The 19504-nt window shown below is 62.3% G+C and carries 16 protein-coding genes; 11 read left to right on the forward strand and 5 right to left on the reverse strand.

From position 1 onward, the window contains the following. Window positions 1–64: 64 nt before the first annotated feature. Window positions 65–955, reverse strand: coding sequence for an RluA family pseudouridine synthase (locus GS_RS03345; RefSeq protein ID WP_010941331.1), 891 nt, complete (start codon window positions 953–955; stop codon window positions 65–67). An 85-nt stretch (window positions 956–1040) separates the two neighbouring features. Continuing rightward, window positions 1041–1751 carry an AAA family ATPase gene (locus tag GS_RS03350; RefSeq protein ID WP_010941332.1) on the reverse strand — a complete coding sequence of 237 codons (711 nt, stop codon included), beginning with the start codon at window positions 1749–1751 and terminating at the stop codon, window positions 1041–1043. Window positions 1752–1961: 210 nt separating this feature from the next. Between GS_RS03350 and GS_RS03355 the strand changes: the two genes are divergently transcribed. Then, a complete protein-coding gene (locus GS_RS03355) occupies window positions 1962–2705 on the forward strand; it encodes a DUF3108 domain-containing protein (RefSeq protein WP_010941333.1) in 744 nt (247 codons plus the stop codon). Window positions 2706–2772: 67 nt separating this feature from the next. On the opposite strand, the gene hcp is transcribed toward GS_RS03355, so the two are convergent. Continuing rightward, a complete protein-coding gene (hcp, locus tag GS_RS03360; RefSeq protein WP_010941334.1) occupies window positions 2773–4425 on the reverse strand; it encodes a hydroxylamine reductase in 1653 nt (550 codons plus the stop codon). Between the two features lie 213 nt (window positions 4426–4638). Here hcp and GS_RS03365 point away from each other — a divergent pair, with 213 nt between their 5' ends. The 10 genes from GS_RS03365 to GS_RS03410 all read left to right on the forward strand — a co-directional run bounded on the left by GS_RS03365 (window position 4639) and on the right by GS_RS03410 (window position 16327). Then, a complete protein-coding gene (locus GS_RS03365) occupies window positions 4639–4980 on the forward strand; it encodes a hypothetical protein (RefSeq protein WP_010941335.1) in 342 nt (113 codons plus the stop codon). 146 nt (window positions 4981–5126) lie between these two features. Next, on the forward strand, window positions 5127–5510 hold the full coding sequence (locus tag GS_RS03370) for a lipoprotein (RefSeq protein ID WP_010941336.1): 384 nt from the start codon (window positions 5127–5129) through the stop codon (window positions 5508–5510). Continuing rightward, the gene (locus GS_RS03375) at window positions 5511–6674 is read left to right on the forward strand and encodes an ABC transporter permease (RefSeq protein ID WP_010941337.1); all 1164 of its coding nucleotides are present in this window, start codon (window positions 5511–5513) and stop codon (window positions 6672–6674) included. Continuing rightward, window positions 6667–7344: an ABC transporter ATP-binding protein gene (locus tag GS_RS03380; RefSeq protein WP_010941338.1), complete on the forward strand. Its 678-nt coding sequence runs from the start codon at window positions 6667–6669 to the stop codon at window positions 7342–7344. Before GS_RS03375 ends, GS_RS03380 begins: the two co-directional genes overlap by 8 nt. 155 nt (window positions 7345–7499) lie before the next feature. Beyond that, entirely contained in the window at window positions 7500–8090 is a 591-nt protein-coding gene (locus GS_RS03385) for a class I SAM-dependent methyltransferase (RefSeq protein WP_010941339.1), read from the forward strand. A gap of 90 nt (window positions 8091–8180) precedes the next feature. Next, window positions 8181–11744: a DUF748 domain-containing protein gene (locus GS_RS03390; protein WP_010941340.1), complete on the forward strand. Its 3564-nt coding sequence runs from the start codon at window positions 8181–8183 to the stop codon at window positions 11742–11744. 380 nt (window positions 11745–12124) lie between these two features. Next, window positions 12125–13156 (forward strand): ATP-binding protein, encoded by a 1032-nt coding sequence (locus GS_RS03395; protein WP_235044960.1) that lies wholly within the window; start codon window positions 12125–12127, stop codon window positions 13154–13156. Then, window positions 13156–13803, forward strand: a complete 648-nt coding sequence (locus GS_RS03400) for a response regulator transcription factor (protein ID WP_010941342.1) — start codon at window positions 13156–13158, stop codon at window positions 13801–13803. The genes GS_RS03395 and GS_RS03400 overlap by 1 nt, the downstream gene beginning before the upstream one ends. A gap of 313 nt (window positions 13804–14116) precedes the next feature. Next, window positions 14117–15823 carry a methyl-accepting chemotaxis protein gene (locus GS_RS03405; protein ID WP_010941343.1) on the forward strand — a complete coding sequence of 569 codons (1707 nt, stop codon included), beginning with the start codon at window positions 14117–14119 and terminating at the stop codon, window positions 15821–15823. 9 nt (window positions 15824–15832) lie between these two features. Further along, complete coding sequence (locus GS_RS03410; protein ID WP_010941344.1) at window positions 15833–16327, forward strand: chemotaxis protein CheW; 495 nt, start codon at window positions 15833–15835, stop codon at window positions 16325–16327. Between the two features lie 141 nt (window positions 16328–16468). Here the strand turns inward: GS_RS03410 and hpnH are convergent, their stop codons facing one another. Continuing rightward, entirely contained in the window at window positions 16469–17467 is a 999-nt protein-coding gene (gene hpnH, locus GS_RS03415) for an adenosyl-hopene transferase HpnH (protein WP_010941345.1), read from the reverse strand. 84 nt (window positions 17468–17551) lie between these two features. Then, on the reverse strand, window positions 17552–19465 hold the full coding sequence (gene dxs / locus GS_RS03420) for a 1-deoxy-D-xylulose-5-phosphate synthase (RefSeq protein WP_010941346.1): 1914 nt from the start codon (window positions 19463–19465) through the stop codon (window positions 17552–17554). Between the last annotated feature and the right edge of the window lie 39 nt (window positions 19466–19504).

Genomic DNA, 19504 nt, shown 5'->3' on the forward strand with positions numbered 1-19504 from the left:
GGTCTTTGTGGTCACATGCTCGATGTTCTTTGATTGAAAAAGGGTTACGGGCCAGGAGCCCGGCTCAGTCGGGACGACTGGCGATTTCTCTCAGGAGATCGTGCCACACCAAGGGAGCCCCAGTCGGCAGGTACTGAATGAAGGCAGGAGGAAGCGGTGCATGGACAATCAGTTTTCGACCGGTAACGGGATGGATGAGGGCGACCCGAAAGGCGTGAAGGAGATGGCCCGGGTATCCCGTCAACAGGGTGCCCCGGTAGCGGCGGTCACCTCGCACCGGATGGCCGATGGCGGAAAGATGCTTGCGGATCTGGTGCATTCGTCCGCTGATGGGAATGACGAGGGCGAAGGAAACGGCCGTATCCCGGGCCAGGGTGCGGAAGTCAGTGTGTGCGTCTTTCCCGTCCAGGGGGGTGTCGATCGTGCCCGCGTCGGGCAGGCTGCCGTCGGTCACTGCCAGGTAGAGTTTGTCGAGGCCCTCTTCCTTGACATAGCGTCCCAGCATGCCGGCGCTGGATGAGCTCTTCGCCAGGATTGTCGCTCCAGACGTGCCGCGGTCCAGGCGGTTGACCGGACGCAGTTTCACCGCGGTGCCGCGTCCGGCCATGAAGTGTTCGGCCAGTTCGACCAGGTTTGCCTCGCCGGCCTCGGCTGTGCGATGGACGGGCAGGCCGGCGGGTTTGTTGACGATAACGCAGTAGTCGTCTTCCCACAGGATGTCGAGTTGGGGCTTGGCGGCGGCAAGGAGCTGGCGGGTGCGGTCGCTTTCCTTGATGGTTGCCGTGTTTCCGGCGGCGAGGAGGGTGTCGGGTGCGACGGCTCCGCCATTGATCTTCAGGTGCCCGGCCGATATGAGTTTCCGGATGTAGGCGGAGGGGGCTGCAGGCAAGAGGTTGCGCAGAAAACTTTCGGCGCTACGGCAATGATCGATGTCCGTGATCTGGTAGGTGAGCATGGGGCGAGTATACTGGGCCGCGTGCGGGCATGCAAGGTAAACGACAGCGGGGGGCGGTTTCCCGTCCCCCGGTTCGATGAGAGGCTCAGCCGCTTTTCCTGGCAACAAGATAATCGGCAATGGTCCGGGCGATGAGGTCCGAGGAGTTCCGGTCATTGTTGATGGCCAGGTGGTAGAGGCTCAGATCGCTGATGTCGCGGTCGAGGAAGTCGCGGATGAAGCGGTCGCGTTCTTTCTGTTTCCGCTCCACCAGGTGCTCCGCCTCCTGGAGCGGCAGTTTCGCCCTGCGGGCGATGGAGCGGACCTTGTATTCGTGGGAGGCATAGATGCGGAAGTGGAAGCAATTCGCCATACTCTGGGTGATCACGGTGCTTCCCCGTCCGATGAGAATGACGTTGCCTGCGTCAGCCAGAGAGGCGATCTGGTCGCAGAGGATGCGGAAGTAATCCCGTTCGCTTTTCCAGTGAGGCGTGAGCGTGGCGATCATGTCGTCGAGGAAGCGGGGCCGGTGGCCGAGGGAGCTGAAGACCTCCGTTGAAACATCAAGTCGCTTCGCCGCCTCCTCCAGCAGCCCTTTGTCCATAATTACCCATGGCTCTCCCGACTGCCGGTCCAGTATTTCCTTTAGCCGCTCGGCCATGGGAAAGGCTTCGCAGCCGAACTCCCGGGAAATGGTTACCGTCGGCCGGATTTTCCCTTTTTTTCTCCCCTCCGACTCGTCCTTCATGCGGCGTGTGACTTCAAGCATTCCGGCGATTCTCTGTTCGATGGACGGCACAAGTAGTTTTTCCGGCATGGCCTCCTCCTTTCGGGCGCCGATTCGGTGACGCCGCTCCAACAATCACAGCCCTCTGGTAATAATTGTGCCCTTGCCCGGAACGGAGTCAAGGGGTTGAGTCGACGTCTTATTGTGGGATACTTGAATGCCGTGGGCGGGCAAGAACGATCCGGCCCGCTGGATGCCGGTCGAAGAGGGGACACGTTGATGTTTTGCGGAGGAGGGGGAATGAGGATCTATGCCGTTCTTGCCGCGGCAGTCGTAGTGCTGTGGGGGAACTCGACGGTCGGGGCAGCGCCGAAGGTTCCCGAAAAGCTCGTGTACGAGTTGTCGTGGACCGGCGTTCCGGTCGGTACGGCCACCCAGGAGATTTCGGATGCGGGCGATCTCCGCACGATCGTTTCAACTGCCCGGTCCAACGACTGGCTATCGGTCTTTTTTCCCGTGGAGGACCGAATCGTGAGCAGCTACGACCGGCATCGGGCGCCCTTCCCGGGTCTGGCCCGCCACTACCGGCTCCAGACCCGGGAAGGAAACCGGCGGCGGGACCGGGAGATCGTGTTCGAACATGAGCGTGGAGTGGCCCGGTTTACCGATCACAAAACCGGGGAAAAGGCGAATATCCCTATTCCGGTCGATACCATCGATGTGTACGGCAGTTTTTACTACGTGCGCTACCTCCCCCTGGAGGTGGGAACGTCCCACCACCTGAACATCCTGGACAGCAAGCGCCAGCGGCTCATCGAGGTGCGGGTTCTGCGCAAGGAAAAGCTCAAAACAGTGCTGGGTGAAGTGGAGACCATCGTCATCCAGCCGCTGGTCTATTCGGAGGGGGTGTTCGAGGGAAAGGGGACGGTGCATATCTGGCTCACCGATGATGAGCAGCGCATTCCGGTGCGGGCGCGAACCAGGGTCACGGTGGGGAGCGTGACAGCAACGCTGGTGGACGGGACCTTCGAGAAAAAGCGGTAGCAGGATAGACAAACGGCGCGGAGAGTATTCTCCGCGCCGTTTGCGTGCCCGTTGCCGGATCAGGTGGTTACTGGCCGAGGGCTGCCTTGAGGTCGGCTTCCACCGTGGTGATGGGGCCCAGGTTGAAGTTCTCAACCAGGAAGTTGAGGACGTTCGGGGTGACGAAGGCCGGGAGGCTGGGGCCGATCTTGATGTTCCTGATCCCCAGGTGGAGCAGCGACAGGAGGATGACCACCGCCTTCTGCTCATACCAGGAAAGGATCATGGACAGGGGCAGATCGTTCACGCCGCAGTTGAAGGCGTTGGCCAGGGCCAGGGCGATCTGGAGGGCCGAGTAGGCATCGTTGCACTGGCCGATGTCCAGCAGTCGCGGGATGCCGCCGATGTCGCCGAACTCGAGCTTGTTGAAGCGGTACTTGCCGCAGGCGAGGGTCAGGATAACGCAGTCCTGGGGCACCTTCTCGGCCAGTTCGGTGTAGTAGTTGCGGCCCGGCTTGGCGCCGTCGCAGCCGCCGATGAGGAAGAAGTGCTTGATGGCGCCTGCCTTCACCCCTTCGATGACCTTGTCGGCGACGCCGAGGACGGCGTTGTGGCCGAAGCCGGTGAGGATTTCCTTCTCCGGCGCGTCTGCCAGCTCGGGGCACTCAAGAGCCTTGTTGATGACCTCGGAGAAGTCCCAGCCGGAGATGTGCTTCACGCCGGGCCATCCCACCTGTCCCCAGGAGAAGAGACGGTCCTTGTAAGAGTCGGCCGGCCGTTGGATGCAGTTGGTGTTGAAGATGATGGCGCCGGGGAAGAGGGGGAATTCCTTGGCCTGATCCTGCCACGCGCCGCCGAAATTGCCGTAGAGATGCGGATACTTCTGCTTCAGGCCCGGATAGCCGTGGGCCGGGAGCATCTCGCCGTGGGTGTAGATGTCGATCCCCTTGCCGGCGGTCTGCTTGAGGAGTTCTTCAAGCATGCGCAGGTCGTGGCCCGACACGAGAATCCCCTTGTTCCTCCGGGTGCCGGTGGGCACCTTGGTGGGGACCGGGTGGCCGTAGTGGTCCACGTGCCCTTCGTTCAGCATCCCCATGACCTTGATGTTGAGCTTGCCGCACTCCATGGAGAGCCCCACGAAGTCCATGAGCCCCTTGGCCGGGTCGGCGGTGGCGGCCATGGCTTTGTGGAAGAAGGCGAAGACCTCTTCGTCCTTCTTGCCGAGGATGTAGGCGTGGTCAGCGTAGGCCGCCATTCCCTTGAGGCCGTAGATGAGGATCTCGATGGCAGAGCGCACGTCGGCGTCCGTGTGGTGGGTGTTGATGCCGTGCTCGAGTCCCTGCTTCACGAGCCCTTCGAGATCGCTGGCGATGACCCAGGCGGCGGGACCGGCAGCGATTGCCGGAGCGTGGCCGCCGTTCTTCTCGCGGTAGGCGGTTTCATAGAGGGACTTGGCCTTTTCCTTCATGTCGTAGCAGGTGCGGAGCTTGCCCGCGAGGCTGACCGGATCGAAGTCCACGTTGGTGACGGTAGTGAAGAGCCCTTCGATCATGAAGAGGTCGATGGCCTCGTCCCTGGCTCCCAGTTCGCGGGCCTTGTCGGCGTAAATGGCTAGCCCCTTGAGCCCGTAGAGCATCAGATCCTGCAGCGCGGCGACCTCGGGATTTTTCCCGCAGACTCCCATGATCTCGCAGCCGACGCCCTTGGCGGCCTGTTCGCACTGGTTACAGAACATTCCCATTGCTGTTTCCTCCTTGGTTTTTTGTTGTGTTCAACGGATCGGTATTGGGTAACTATAACTGCGATCCGCCGGTTTTCAATGATGCGTGTCTCTTTGATACCCCAGCGGCGGGCTGATCTCCTTGACGTGGGTCAAGGTTTGCATCTTTGGCCGGTACGCTGCCACGACGTTTTCGGGTTGACAAGGATACCGCGAACTTCATAAAGTTAAGCCATGTGTTCGGGAATTATTCGCATCGTCTCTCTCCTAACCCTCGTGGCGGCCCTGCTCGTCTGCTCCGGCATTGCCGAGTGCAGCGTATTCGCCACGGACATGCCGATTGCGGATACGTGCTGCCCCGTTCAGCCGCAGGAGCAGGATACGGACCGGGACAATATGCCAGTGCCCTGCTCCGATGCCGCGTGTGCCTGCCCGTCGTGCCTTGTGGCCGACGAACACGTGCATCACGCCCCTGCAATTCCCCATGCCGAAGGAAGTTGCGGCGCCGTTGCCGTGCGCTCTCTGCCGCCGTCTCCCGTTGCACCACCCATAGAGTATCCCCCCGAGTCAGCCTGATCCTTTTTTCTCCCTGTTAGTGTCGTTATTACTATCGTCGGGCCGCTATCGGTCGTCTCGTCCGTGCATGTGCGCGGTGCGGGCAGTGGCGGGTCCGGGGCGCCATGGTGCGTCCGACTTTCATGTCCATTCGAGGAGATCAGAAAATGCGCAAAAACATGCTTATGGCTGTGACGATGCTCGTACTGGCATTGGGTGCCCTTACCCTCACCGGCTGCAACGAGCAGATATTCAACGTAAACGACGTGGCCTCGGACCCCGCCGCCTATACGGGCACCATCACCATCGCCGGGGTCATGGGGGGGACGTCGCAGGCGGACCGGACCGTCTTCGGCATCATGGATCTAAAGGAACTGGCCTGTACTACGCCGGGCTGCAACAAGATCTTCATCCCGATCCGCGCCAATGGGACGGTTCCCGCCCTGGGCGACGAGGTGCGGGTGACCGGCAGCTTCCGGACCGAGCCGGGCGGTCTCATCTTTGTGGCCGAAAAGATGAAGGTGGTGAAGAACCACAAGATCGGAGGGTAGATGAACATCACGAAACTGGTGGTTAAGAACATCACCCGCCGGCGGGGGAGGTTCGTGTTCACCCTTCTGGGCATCACCATCGGCATCGCCTCCTTTGTGGCATTTCTGGCCCTGGGGGGCGGGCTCAAGGATGAGGTGCGGCGCGAGGCGGCCGCCCTGGGGGCGAACCTGGTGGTGACCCCCAAAGGGTCGTGCGCCTATGAGCAGGTATCGATTCTCACCGGCGAGCAGCTTCCCTCAACCATCACCATGGAGGAGGTGGGCCGGGTCGCGGCCATCCAGGGGCTCACGGCGGTGCCGGTCCTGACCGAGAAGACCGCCATCCGGAACCGTCCCGTGGGGGTGGCCGGCGTTCTTCCCGACGCCATGAAGCCGTTCAAGGGGTGGGAGGTGCGCAGCGGAGAGTATTTCGCGAATAATGACGAGCGGGTCGTGGTGGTCGGCGCGGCCGCGGCTGAATCCTTCGGCCTCAAGCCCGGCGACGAGGTTACCATCCGCGGGACGCGGCTGCCGGTGAAGGGGGTGTTGAAGGAGACCGGCAGCAAGGACGACACCACCCTGTTCCTGGCCCTCTCCGTGGCCCAGGAGCTCTTCAAGGCCGCCGGCAAGGCGTCGTTCGTGGCGGTGAAGGTGGACGACCTCTCCCGGACCGACGACTACATCATGAAGATCAAGGAAACGGTGAACGCGGGGGTCGTGTCGGACAAGCAGATGCTCAAGTCGGTCCTGGGCATCATCGGCACGGTGAATGTGACGCTTCAGTTGATCGCCGCGATATCGGTGCTGGCCGCGGCCTTCGGCATCGTCAATACCATGATGACCGCCACCTACGAGCGGCGTCGTGAGATCGGCATCCTCCAGGCCATCGGGGCGCGACGCAGGGAAATATTCGCCATTTTTCTCATGGAGTCCGGATTCTACGGCCTCCTGGGCGGCATCTGCGGCGTCGCGGGAGGCCTGGCGGCGTCGATCCTGGTCGGGCCCATGGTAAATCAGAATGCCTTCCTGGCCTTCGTGAAGGGCAATGACCCTGCGGCGGTCCTGGACCCGAAGCTCATGGTCGGCTCAGTGGCCTTCTCGGTGGCGGTTGCCCTGGTGGCCGGGCTCTATCCCGCGTGGCGCGCCGCGCGGCTCACCCCAGTGGAGGCGATCAGCCATGAGTGACGCAATCATCCGGACGGAAAACCTGACCAAAACGTACGGCTCCGGCCAGGTCACCACCCACGCCCTGCGGGGAGTGAGCCTGGAGATCCCGCGCGGCGCGTTCTGCGCCATCGTGGGGCCTTCGGGGCACGGTAAAAGCACCCTCATGCATCTGGTGGGAGGGCTCGATCGGCCTTCGGCCGGCCAGGTGGCAGTGGACGGCATCGAGCTGACCGGTCTTGCCAACAGTGACCTGGCGCGGCTGCGGGCCGAGAAGATCGGCTTCGTGTTCCAGTTTTTCAACCTTTTGGGCAGTCTCACGGCCGAGGAGAATGTGGCTGCTGCCATGATGTTCGCGGGCATCCCGGAAAAACAGCAAAAGGAACGGGCCCGGGAATTGCTGGAACTGGTGGGGCTCGGAGAGAAGCTGGGCGCACGGCCCCGCCAGCTTTCCGGGGGCCAGCAGCAGCGCGTGGCCATTGCCCGTGCTCTGGCCAACGACCCCGATATCCTCCTGATGGACGAGCCCACGGGCAACCTGGATTCGGCCGCAGAAGCCGAGGTGCTGGCGGCCGTGGCTGAGCTCCACCGTCAGGGGAAGACGGTGGTGATCGTCACCCACAACCCGGAGATCGCCCGCCAGGCCCAGATGGTGGTGGAGATCAGGGACGGCCGGCTGGCCTCGGCCTGATGGAACGCGTGCCGCATCTCCGTGCGGACGGCCCGCCCCCGAATGGGGGCGGGCTTTTTTTATGCCTCAAGGTATGGTAGTTGTGCTGGGGGAGGGTATCAATCGCGCCTGTCGCGGAGCGGTATCCCTAAGCAGGCAGTAGGGGGAGGGGTGGAATGGGAGAAGAGCAGGAACGCTGGGACCAGCGGTACCTTTCGGAGGAGTGTCTGCTGGGGGAGCGGCCGTCGCGGCTTCTTGCCGAGTGGATCGATGAGCTGAAGCGGCTCTGTCCCGGCCGGCGTGCCCTGGACATCGCCTGCGGCGAGGGGCGGAACAGCATCTTCCTGGCCCGGCACGGGTTTGCCGTCACCGGCCTCGATATCTCGCCCGTAGGGCTGGACAAGGCCCGGCGCTGGGCAGCGCGGGAGAAGCTCTCCGTTGATTTCCGGCTGACGGATCTTGAGGGGTATCGGATCACCGGAACCTACGATCTGATCATCAACTTCAATTTCCTCCTTCGAGACTTGATTCCCCACGAGGTGGCGTCCCTTGCGCCGGGCGGAATGCTCATCTTCGATACCATCCTCCAGTCGCCCACGGCGCCGGTGCCTCACAAAAAGGAGTATCTCCTGCAGCCCGGCGAGCTGGAGCGGCTATTCGCCCCCTTTCCGGGGACCGTTCTCTACAGCGCAGAATTTCCCGACGATGCCACGCCCACGGCAAAGCTCATCTTCCGGAATACGCCGGACGCGCAGGCTGACAGATAACGGGAGGACGGTGCGTTGCGGCTTTGACATGGCAGACCTTTCTGCCACAATTATCAGTATGCGGTGACTTCAAAGGGGTGTGAACAGCTCATGAAACGGTGGCACAAGGCGGCAATCGGCGCAGGCGCATGTATCATCCTTCTGGTCGGCTTCATCGGCCTCATCCTGCCTGGAATCGTGAAAACACGGGCCATGGAGGGAGTAGAGGCGGCCACCGGCCGGAAACTCGTTGTGGGTGATATTTCCATCAACCCGTTCACCTGGACGGTGGAGGTGCGCGATGTCAGCTTCACCGAGCCCGACAAGACCACGGTCTTCGCCTCTTTCAGCAGCGCACGGGTCCAGGTGAGCCCCGCCTCCATTTTCCGGATGGCTCCCGTGGTCCGCGAGGCCCGGCTTTCGTCCCCCCATGTCCGGCTCGTGCGCGTGGGACCCAATACCTACAACTTTTCCGACCTGCTCGGGAAAAAGAAGGCCGAGCCCAAGAAAGACGAGGGGTTGCCCCGTTTTTCCCTCAACAATATCACCATCGCCAACGGTTCCCTGGACTTCCTGGACCAGGGGGAGCGGATCATGCGGCGCCACGAAGTGCGGCGGCTCGATTTGGGCATTCCGTTTCTCAGCACTATCCCCTACTTTGCCGACCGCTACATAACCCCCCGCTTCAGCGCCCTGGTCAATGATGCCCCGGTGCGGGCCGAGGGGAAGCTGCGCCCCTTTGCCAAGGCGGCCGAGTATGATCTCAATGTGGACCTGCGCGACCTGGCCATCAAGCGCTTTGCATCCTATATCCCGGCCGATCTGCCGATTCTGGTGCAGGACGGAACCCTGTCCACCACTCTCGGCATCACCTACCGGGTTGCCGAGGGAAAAGATCCGGACCTGATGGTTTCCGGCTCGGCGCGGTTGGCCGGGGTCAAGGTCGCCGAGCACGGTGGCGTGCCGCTCTTGGCGCTGGCTGGGCTGGAAGCCCGCCTGAACCGTGCCCGGGTGCTGGCCGGGGAGTTTCCCCTTTCGCTGGTGACCCTGGAGCGTCCCGAGATCCATCTGGCGCGGGACGCAGCGGGGATCTGGAACCTGCAGCGCCTGGCCGGGAAAAAAACTGCCGCTCCGGCAGCAGAGGAGAAACCCGCATCGCCGGGCCGCAAGCCGCTCGTGTCCGTGGCCGAGTTCCGCCTGGCGGACGGTGCGGTGCAGCTGGATGACCGCCTTCCCGCCGGCGGTTTTGCCGCCCGGGTGGAAAAGATCGCCATGACCGTCAAAGGGTTTTCCACTGCGCCGGGCACGGCTGCCGACTGCATGCTCTCCCTCGCCACCGGCCGGGGTGAAGAGGCGCGGGTGGAGGGGCGCGTGACCCCCGATCCACTGGCGCTGACCGGCACCGTCCAGGTGGCCGGCATCGACCTGGGGGCCTACTATCCCTATCTGAGCCCCTATCTGACGGCCCCGGTGACGGGTAAGCTCGACGCGGGCGCAGATATCGGCTTCAGCACGCCCGACGGGGTTCGGGTGGACAAGGGGCGCATCCGCCTCGCCTCGCTCAGGGTGCCTTTCGAGGGAAAGGATGAGGCCCGCCTGGCCGAGGTGGCCGGGGAGGATATCGCGTTCGTGCAGAAGGACGCCAATCTGACGGTGGGCGCTGTTCGGCTGCGTGACGGAGAGATTCGGTTCTCCCGCAACGGGAAGGGAGAGTGGTCTCCCCTCACGCTGGTGCGGCCGCCCGGATCGGCACCGGCGAAACAGCCCGCCCGGTCCAGGGAAAAGGCAGCCGCTCCGTTCAGCTACCGCATCGGCACGGTAAGTCTATCGGGCCTCACCGCCTCGTTCACTGATGGCACCATCGAGGATCGTCCCACCTTTACCCTGCGGAGGATCGCGGCGGGAGCGGAGAATCTCACCGGTCCGAAATTCGGCCAGATACCCTTCCGCTTTGCCGCCCGTTACGGCAAGGAGGGTGAGCTCAAGGCAACGGGCAGGGTCCGGCCCGAGCCGCTCACCGTCAACGGCAACGTGACCATCAGGCAGCTTCCCCTGACTGATTTCGATTACTATCTGCCAAAGAATCTGCTCGCCATCCTGGCCGACGGCACCCTTGACACCACCATGGCCGTCAGCCTTGCCCGCAGCGGCGGGAAGCTGACCGGGAGCTTCGCCGGCGGGCTGGGGGTCCGTTCCTTCTACCTGCTGGACGGTGACGGCGAAGACCTGCTCCGCTGGGAAAGCCTCCAGCTCGACAAGGTCAAGGGGAACATCGACCCCTTCACCCTCGACATCCGCGAAGTTGCTCTCAACCAGTTTTACTCCAAGATCGTCATCGACCCGGATGGCCGCCTCAACCTCCAGAAGCTCTTCGCCCCCGCGCCGGAACCGGCGGAGGGGGCGGCAAAACCGGAAGCGGTCGCGGCAGTGGCGCAACCGGCTCCGCCTCCGGAGCTGCCGGCCCGGCAGCGGGCCATCACCATCGGTGCGGTCACCATGCAGGCGGGGACCCTCGACTTCAGCGACAGGCACATGCCGAAACCCTATGCCACCACCTTCTACAATCTTGGCGGCCGGGTGAGCGGCCTCACGTCGGAGGAGAGCAAATTTGCCGACGTGGACCTGCGGGGGAATCTGGAGAACCACTCCCCGATCAGCATCACCGGCAGGATCAACCCCCTGCGCGACGATCTCTACGCCGACATCAAGGTGCGGTTCACTGATATCGAACTCTCGCCCATGACCCCTTACTCCGGCACCTACCTGGGGTATGCCGTGGACAAGGGGAAACTCTTCCTGGACCTCCAGTACACGATCGAGAACAAGCAACTCAATTCAGAGAACAAGGTCTTCATCGACCAGCTTACCTTCGGCAACCGGATCGAGAGCGACAAGGCCACGAGCCTGCCGGTGCGTCTGGCCGTGGCACTGCTGAAGGATCGCAAGGGTGAGATCCATCTGGACCTGCCGGTCACCGGCCGTACGGATGATCCCCAGTTCAGCGTCTGGCGGGTGGTGCTCCAGATCCTGAAAAACCTGCTGGTGAAGGCGGCCACATCTCCCTTTGCACTCCTGCAGTCCGCCTTCGGCGGCGGCGCCGACCTGAGCGTCATCTCCTTCGGCTACGGCTCGGCGGAGCTTGCCCCGGCGGAGCAGGACAAACTCCGAAAAATCGCCCAGGCCCTGGCCGATCGCCCCGCCATCAAGGTGGAGGTGGCCGGCTACGTGGAGCGGGACAAGGACGCCGAGGGATACCGGTCCGAGCTGCTGAGGCGGAAGGTGCGGGCGGAGAAGTTCCTGGAGATGGTGAAGAAAAAGCAGAACAAGCCGGGCGATTCGGCCGAGACGGTGGTCGTGGCTCCGGAGGAGTACGAGCGGTTGCTCACGGCAGTCTACAAGAAGGAGAAGTTCCCCAAGCCGCGCACCATCATCGGTACGGTGAAGGAACTCCCCGTTGAGGAGATGACCAAGCTGATCCTGGCCAATACGGTCGTGGGCGACGCCGAGCTCAAGACCCTGGCCGACGAGCGGTCCGCAGCGGTCCGCACCTTCCTGGTGGAGCAGGGCAAGCTCGATTCGGCCCGGGTCTTCCAGAAGAGCGGCGATATCTTCAAACGCCCAGATAAGCAGGGCGAACGCGGCGCCCGGGTTGAATTCGGCGCAGCCGTTGACTGATGCGACAACAGGGGGCGACCGGTGGCACGGTCGCCCCTTTGGGTGCGGAGCTCCCCAAGACCACTGCCTGCTTCATGCGTCCTTTCGTTAAGTCGTTTGTCATATTGAACCGTGGAGTTTCGGGTCAGTGAGATGGGTGATGAGGTGCGGACAACGGGCTAACATCGTGATGTTTTACAGTGATGGGGGGCGTTGTCTCTCCCGGTTTTCGTCTGTCGCTTGTTGGCACGAATTTTTTTTCTTTATTCGCATTTGGATGATTTACGACCAGTCGTGCGTTGTTTCATAGTGCAATATTGACAACTCTATATTTTACGATATTGCGGGGGCGCGCAAAGCCAATGCTGTCAGTGCTCCGAGACAACATTTTCAGCCTGTTCATGCAGCATCTTCCCGGGGTTTCCTTTATCAAGGACCTTGCCGGACACTACCTCTATGCCAATGATCAGTGGAAGCGGCTTGTATCGTCGGACACCGCCGAAGACCGACCTGGAGGTCCTGACGGGGGGCAGTTCGAAGAGAACGACCAACGGGTCATTACGGAAGCGGCCGGCATCCAGACCGTGGAAACGGTTCAGGCCGAGGACGGTGTGCACCACTGGATCATGAGCGAGTTCCCGATCCGTGACGAGCAGGGTGAAGTCGTTCTGCTCGGCGGGATCGGGCTCGACATTACGCGTCGTTTGCGTCTTGAGGAAGAGCTGAATATCTACCGGGAGCGGCTTGCGTCCCTTGCGGTGGAGCTTGCTGTTGCCGAAGACCGTGAGCGCAGCCGCATCGCGGGCGAGCTTCACGATCAGGTGGGGCAGAATCTTTTCCTGGCGGGGCTCAAGCTTGGTTCGTTGAAGATTTCCTCTCTCGGCGATGATGACCGCCGCGTGGTGGAAGAGATCAGGCATCTGATCGGTGGTGCCCTGCAGGATATCCGTTCACTGACCTGTCAGCTCCGGCCGCCGCTCCTTGCCCATGGGGGGCTGGTTGCAGCTCTTTGCTGGCTGGGGGAGCAATTTCGGGAAGACTTCGGGCTGCAGGTGGACATCTTTGATGACCAGCATGAGAAGCCGCTCTCGCCCGAGGTCAGTTCGACGCTCTTTCAGGTTGTCAGGGAACTGTTGCTGAACACCGCAAAGCATGCGTCGGCACCGCGGGCGGCCATATCCGTCACGACGGAGGCCGACTCCATCATGGTAAGCGTTGAAGACGGGGGCGTGGGGTTTGACGTCTCCTCCGTGAGCCTTAACTGCGGCAAGAGCGGCGGTTTTGGTCTCTTCAACGCTCGGCAGAAAATAGAGTACCTGGGCGGGACGCTGACGGTCCAGTCGGAACCAGGCTGCGGCACCCGTACGGTCATCCGCGTTCCGCTGAAAGGGGAACAGCACGGTACGACTCATGCCGAAAGTGGAGCGCAATGATGCTGCGGGTACTGCTGGTCGATGACCACCGGATCGTGCTGGAGGGGCTGCGGGCCCTCGTGAGCGAGCATTCCGACCTGGAGGTCGTCGGGGTCGCGTGCGACGGGGCAACGGCCATCGAGCTCACCCGACAGCTGCGGCCTGACGTGGTGGTGATGGACATAACGATGCCCGGCATGAACGGCATTGAGGCGACCCGGCGCATCGTGGCGGAATTCCCCCGCACCCGGGTTCTTATCCTGTCCATGGAGTCGGAGCGGCGGTTTGTCCTCGAGGTCCTCAAGACCGGTGCCCACGGCTATCTGCTGAAGGACTGCAGCCAGGACGAGCTGGTTTCGGCAATTCGTCACGTGGCGGGGGGCGAACCCTACCTTGGGCCCCGTATCACCGAGATGATCATTCGAGCCTACATGGAACGGATTCCTGATGATACACTCCTGACCCATACCCTTCTATCCCTCCGCGAACGAGAGGTGCTGCAGCTGATTGCCGCCGGGAAGAGCACAAAAGAGATCGCCTTTGCCTTCGGGGTGAGCCTCAAAACCATCGAGACCCAGCGTCACAGCATCATGAAAAAGCTCAACCTTTACAGTGTCGCGGAACTTACCAAGTATGCCATTCGCGAAGGGCTCACCCCGCTCCGCTGACCAGAGTCGCCTCTTCTCCTCACCCCTGCTTTGGGGTTTTTCGAAATCTCACCTCGCAATCCGCTGATAGAGAAATCATTCCCCCAATCCGAATACAATATACAGAGAATATGCGTCGCCCCGGCCGAGACGGGGTATTCCCGCGATGTGACCACGTGTGACTTGCCAAGCCTGCCCATGGTCCGGCCCCGGAGCCCGCTCATTATCTCCGCTTCCCCGCATGCCGGGAGGGGAGATGGCGCGACAGTGTGTGTACCCGGCGCCATCGGGAACAACGCGGATCCCGCAACAACACCCAACAAGGAGGCAGCGCATGAAGTGGTTCGAGGAACTCAAGGTTTCAAGCAAGCTGGCCGTGTCATTCATGGTGGTCATAGTTCTGACGACTTTCCTTGGAATCTTTTCCATATTCGAGCTGTCGCGAGTCAATGAGACGGGAACCGACATGGCGGAGAACTGGATCCCCAGCCTCAACGCGATATCGGCCATGCAACTGGATTTCGCCAGCTACCGCCGTCTTGAGCTGCAGCATATTCTGGAGGTGGAGAGCGCCGGGCAGAAAACGTACGAAGAGAGAATGGCGGGGCTCGTCAAGAGTATTGCCGAGCACCAGAAAGAATACGAACCATTGCTGTCAACGCCGGAAGAGAAGCAAATGCTTCAGGAGTTCAGCACAAAATGGCAGGAATACCTGAACGAAGGCAAGCCGGTCCTTGAGCTGTCCCGGCAGAATAAGGCCCAGGAAGCAGCCGCCCTCCTGAATGCAAACTCGCGCAAACTGTACAACGAAGCCGGAGCCCTGATCGACAAGCTCAAGACGCTGAACACGCAGGAGGCCAAAGATGCCAGCGCACGTGGCGATAAACTCTATTCCTCGGCACGTATCTGGATCATCGGTTCGCTGATCGCCTGTATTGTCCTTGCAGTAGTCATGGGGCTGGTAATTACGCGGGTGCTTCTCAGGCAGCTTGGCGGGGAGCCGACGGCAATTGCCGATATTGCCAACAAGCTTGCGGATGGCGATTTGCGCATCGCCTTTGACACCACCGGCAAGGCGGAAACGGGCGTGTATGCGGCGATGCACAACATGGTTGAGAAGCTGAAGGGAGTGGTTGCGGACGTGAAGAGCGCGGCGGACAACGTTGCCGCCGGCAGCCAGGAGCTCTCCTCCAGCTCCGAGGAGATGAGCCAGGGTGCCACCGAGCAGGCGGCCGCGGCCGAAGAGGCCTCCAGTTCCATGGAGCAGATGAGCTCCAACATCCGGCAGAACGCGGACAACGCCACCCAGACCGAGAAGATCGCCCTGAAGAGCGCCTCCGACGCCAAGCAGGGGGGCACGGCCGTGGCTGAAACCGTCGTGGCCATGAAGGAAATCGCCTCCAAGATCTCGATCATCGAGGAGATCGCCCGTCAGACGAACCTGTTAGCGCTGAACGCGGCCATTGAAGCGGCGCGAGCCGGCGAGCACGGCAAAGGGTTCGCGGTGGTGGCGGCCGAGGTCAGAAAGCTTGCCGAGCGGAGCCAGAAGGCGGCGGGCGAGATCAGCGAGCTGTCTGCCTCCAGCGTGCAGGTGGCGGAAGACGCCGGCGAGATGCTGACGCGGATCGTGCCGGATATCCAGCGTACCGCGGAGCTGGTGCAGGAGATCAGTGCCGCGTGCAAGGAGCAGGACACGGGCGCGGAGCAGATCAACAAGGCGATCCAGCAGCTTGACCAGGTGATCCAGCAGAATGCCAGCGCCAGCGAAGAGATGGCGTCCACCAGCGAAGAACTGGCCAGCCAGGCCGAACAACTGCAGGCAACCATTTCATTCTTCCGGACCGATGATCGTGGCGCGTCGAGCCGGAGTGCGGCCCGTCGGCCCGTTGCCAAGAAAAAGGCAGCGATCTCTCATTTGGGTCACGGTATGTCCAACGGCTACCACACCGAGCCCGCGACGTCGCGAAAAGTAGCGGTAGGCGGCGGGGTGGATCTGAACCTGGACACCGATCACCTGGATGACCAGTTCGAGAAATTCTAGGAGGGAGCGATGGCACACGCAGACGTAACGGAAACGCGGCAGTACCTGACCTTCACCCTTGCCGGGGAAGTATTTGCGGTGGACGTGGCCAAGGTACGTGAGATATTGGAATGGAGCAGCATCACCAAGGTCCCGCAGACGCCCGAATTCATGCGCGGGGTGATCAACCTGCGGGGGAGCGTGGTTCCGGTGATCGACTTGCGGCAGAAGTTCGGGATGCCTGAAACGGAGCGCAGCATCAACACGTGCATCATCGTGGTTGAGGTGGAGACGGGGGCGGAAACGCTGGTGCTGGGAATGCTCGCGGACTCGGTGCAGGAGGTGTTCGAGCTGGAGAGTGGAAACATCGAGCCTGCGCCCCGGATCGGGACAAAGTTGGACACCTCGTTCCTGAAGGGAATGGGGAAGCATGGCGATGCATTTCTGATAATCCTGGACATCGACCGGGTATTCGGCGGCGATGATCTGGCCGGACTGGCCGCGGCAGGGGAGGCGGCTGCCTGAAAGACATTGGGAAGCCACGGCTGCCGAGCAGGCTGTGTTGATGGGCAACGTCAAAGCCGGCACCGTTTCGAACGGTGCCGGCTTTGACGTTGGTGTGGCAATGATCTTTGGGAATCTTTATCGGTCTTTGTCCGCCTGGATTCACGTCATGTTCCAGATCGCCATTTCCAGAATATCCTTCCAGCTCTTGCCGATCTCCGAGACCACCGTCGGCTCGAAGCCGCAGTGCATCATGCACTGGGCGCAGCGGGGATCCTTACCCACGCCGTAGCTGTCCCATTCGGTCTTTTCCATCATCTCCCGGAAGGTGGGGTGATGGGTGTCGGTGATAAGGTAGCAGGGTGCCTTCCACCCCAGTGGGTTGCGCGTGGGATTGCCCCAGGGGGTGCACTCAAGCTGTTTCTCTCCCTTGAGGAAGCGCAGGTACATTGGGGTCGACCAGAAGCGGAACCGCTTGCTCATCCGGTAGACTTCCTCGAATTTCTTCTGGATCTCGCGCCGCTGGAGGAAGAGATCTTCGCCCACGGCCTCGTAGTCGAAGCCCGGCGCCACGAGGATGCCGTCCACCCCCAGGTCGGTCAGGAGCGAGAAGAGCATCTCGATCTCCACAAGGTCCGTGTCCTTGAAGATGGTGGTGTTGGTGCAGACCCGGAACCCCTTGGCTTTTGCCTTTCGGATACCCTCGATGGCCACCTTGAAGGTCCCCTTGCGCTCCAGTATCCGGTCGTGGGTTTCCTCCAAGCCGTCCATGTGGACGTTCAGGTAGAAGTTGGGGTGGACCTTTACGTTTTCAAGGGCCTTCTCCAGCAGCAGGCCGTTGGTGCAGAGGTAGACGTGCTTGCCCCGGTCGAGCACCTCCGGGATCAGTTCGTAGATGTGGGTGTAGAGGAACGGTTCGCCGCCAGTGATGGTGACCACGGGGGCCGGGCATTCGTCCACGGAGCGGAGACATTCCTCCAGGCTCATCATCTGCTGGATGGTGTCGGCATACTCCCGAATGCGGCCGCAGCCGGAGCAGGCCAGGTTGCAGAGGTGGGTCGGCTCCAGCATGAGGACCAGCGGAAACTTCTCCACCTTGTTGAGCTTGTTGCTGATGATGTATCGGGTCAGGTCGTAGTTGAGTCGCCAGGGAAAGCGCATTGAACGGCAATTCCTTTCACATGTATGTCTGTTTCGTCTTGGTCGGGGCAGGAGGAATGCCCCTCCTTCCCTCCAGGTGCCGGATCATTTGACCATCGAGAGAGCGGGCGCCGGGGCCCCCTTTGCCGCCAGGAACGCCTCGGTCGCGGCAGCGATGCCGGCGGCGTCGATGCCCAGGTCGGCCCGCAGTTGCGGCTGGGGACCCTGCTCCACGAACCGGTCGGGGATGCCGAGCCGCTTCACCCGCACGCCGGTCATCCCCTCGTCGGCGAGGAGTTCGAGTACGGCGCTGCCGAAGCCTCCCTGCAGGGCGTTTTCCTCGGCGGTGATTATGCAGCCGGTCCGGCGGGCCGCCTGGAGGATCATCTCCCGGTCCAGGGGCTTGACGAAGCGGGCGTTGATCACCGTGGCCCGGATTCCTTTCTCCGCCAGGGTCCGTGCAGCCTCAAGGGCGGGCAGGACCGTGATGCCGATGGCGATGATGGCGACGTCGTCTCCTTCGGCCAGGATTTCACCTGTGCCGATGGGGATCTCCCGAAGCTCCTGGTCCAGGGGGATGCCGCAGCCGGCACCGCGGGGATAGCGCAGGGCGATGGGGCCATCATGGGAGACGGCGGTCTTGAGCATGTGGCGCAGTTCGTTCTCGTCTTTGGGCGCCATCAGGGTCATGCCGGGCAGGTGCCGCAGGTACGACAGGTCGAAGACCCCGTGGTGGGTGGGGCCGTCGTCGCCCACGACTCCCCCCCGGTCCAGGGCGAAGACGACCGGCAGGTTCTGGAGGCAGACGTCGTGGAACACCTGGTCGTAAGCCCGTTGGAGGAAGGTGGAGTAGATGGCGGTCACGGGACGGAAGCCTTCGGCCGCCAGCCCCGCCGCAAAGGTGACGGCGTGCTGCTCCGCGATCCCCACGTCGAAGAAGCGCTCGGGGAACTCTTTCGCGAAGCCGGTAAGACCGGTGCCGTCGGGCATGGCCGCGGTGATGGCGACGATTTTTTCGTTTTCCCGGGCCAGTTGTGCCAGGGTATCTCCGAAGATGCCGGTATAGGAGGCGGCCCCCGGCTTGCTGCCGGTGGTTTTGCCGGTGGCCACGTCAAAGGGGCCGACGCCGTGGAATGCGGACGGGTTCGTCTCTGCCGGCACGTACCCCTTGCCCTTGGTGGTCATGACGTGGACCACCACCGGGCCATCCAATCCCCGGGCATTCTCGAACACCTCCAGAAGCTGGGGCAGGTTGTGCCCCTGGATGGGGCCGATGTAGTCGAAGCCCAGGGCCTCGAAGAGCATCCCCGGGGTCAGGAACCCCTTGAGGGAGTTCTCGGCCCGGCGGGCGAACTGGAGGATGTCCTTGCCGATGGCCGGGATGTTCTGCAGCAGCCCCTGGACCTCCTTCTTCAACTCGCGGAAGTAGCTGCCCGTGAGCTTGCGGGAGACAAAGGAGGAAAAGGCCCCCACGTTGGGGGAGATGGACATCTCGTTGTCGTTGAGCACGACGATGAGGTTTTTCTTCAGGTGCCCCGCCTGGTTGAGGGCCTCGAAGGCGATGCCGCCGGTCATGGAGCCGTCGCCGATGACGGCGACCACCTTGTTGCTCCCCCCCCTCAACTCCCGGGCCATGGCCATGCCGAGCCCAGCCGAGATGGAAGTGGAGGAGTGCCCGGTGTCAAAAGCATCGTGGGACGATTCGCTCCGCTTGGGGAAGCCGCTGATGCCGCCGTACTGGCGCTGGGTGTGGAAGCGGTCGCGGCGGCCGGTGAGAATCTTGTGGGTGTAGGCCTGGTGTCCCACGTCCCAGACGAACCGGTCCGTTGGCGAGTCGAAACAGTAGTGGAGGGCAATGGAGAGTTCGACCACCCCCAGGTTCGAGGCCAGATGGCCACCGGTGCGGGATACGGTTTCCAGAAGAAACGCGCGGATCTCCTCGGCCAGAGCCGGGAGTTGGTCCCGCGGGATCTTTTTCAGATCGGCGGGGCAGGTGATTGTGTCGAGCAGCGTGGACATGCGTAACCTCCCGGCCGAGGGCAAAGGGAATCCTTAGCC

This window comes from Geobacter sulfurreducens PCA (assembly GCF_000007985.2).
GTDB classification, from domain to species: Bacteria; Desulfobacterota; Desulfuromonadia; order Geobacterales; family Geobacteraceae; genus Geobacter; species Geobacter sulfurreducens.

Coding starts and splice junctions, on each gene's coding strand:
- GS_RS03345 (WP_010941331.1), bottom strand. CDS start 955: ATGCTCACCTACCAGATCACGGACATCGATCATTGCCGTAGCGCCGAA.
- GS_RS03350 (WP_010941332.1), bottom strand. CDS start 1,751: ATGCCGGAAAAACTACTTGTGCCGTCCATCGAACAGAGAATCGCCGGA.
- GS_RS03355 (WP_010941333.1), top strand. CDS start 1,962: ATGAGGATCTATGCCGTTCTTGCCGCGGCAGTCGTAGTGCTGTGGGGG.
- hcp (WP_010941334.1), bottom strand. CDS start 4,425: ATGGGAATGTTCTGTAACCAGTGCGAACAGGCCGCCAAGGGCGTCGGC.
- GS_RS03365 (WP_010941335.1), top strand. CDS start 4,639: ATGTGTTCGGGAATTATTCGCATCGTCTCTCTCCTAACCCTCGTGGCG.
- GS_RS03370 (WP_010941336.1), top strand. CDS start 5,127: ATGCGCAAAAACATGCTTATGGCTGTGACGATGCTCGTACTGGCATTG.
- GS_RS03375 (WP_010941337.1), top strand. CDS start 5,511: ATGAACATCACGAAACTGGTGGTTAAGAACATCACCCGCCGGCGGGGG.
- GS_RS03380 (WP_010941338.1), top strand. CDS start 6,667: ATGAGTGACGCAATCATCCGGACGGAAAACCTGACCAAAACGTACGGC.
- GS_RS03385 (WP_010941339.1), top strand. CDS start 7,500: ATGGGAGAAGAGCAGGAACGCTGGGACCAGCGGTACCTTTCGGAGGAG.
- GS_RS03390 (WP_010941340.1), top strand. CDS start 8,181: ATGAAACGGTGGCACAAGGCGGCAATCGGCGCAGGCGCATGTATCATC.
- GS_RS03395 (WP_235044960.1), top strand. CDS start 12,125: ATGCAGCATCTTCCCGGGGTTTCCTTTATCAAGGACCTTGCCGGACAC.
- GS_RS03400 (WP_010941342.1), top strand. CDS start 13,156: ATGCTGCGGGTACTGCTGGTCGATGACCACCGGATCGTGCTGGAGGGG.
- GS_RS03405 (WP_010941343.1), top strand. CDS start 14,117: ATGAAGTGGTTCGAGGAACTCAAGGTTTCAAGCAAGCTGGCCGTGTCA.
- GS_RS03410 (WP_010941344.1), top strand. CDS start 15,833: ATGGCACACGCAGACGTAACGGAAACGCGGCAGTACCTGACCTTCACC.
- hpnH (WP_010941345.1), bottom strand. CDS start 17,467: ATGCGCTTTCCCTGGCGACTCAACTACGACCTGACCCGATACATCATC.
- dxs (WP_010941346.1), bottom strand. CDS start 19,465: ATGTCCACGCTGCTCGACACAATCACCTGCCCCGCCGATCTGAAAAAG.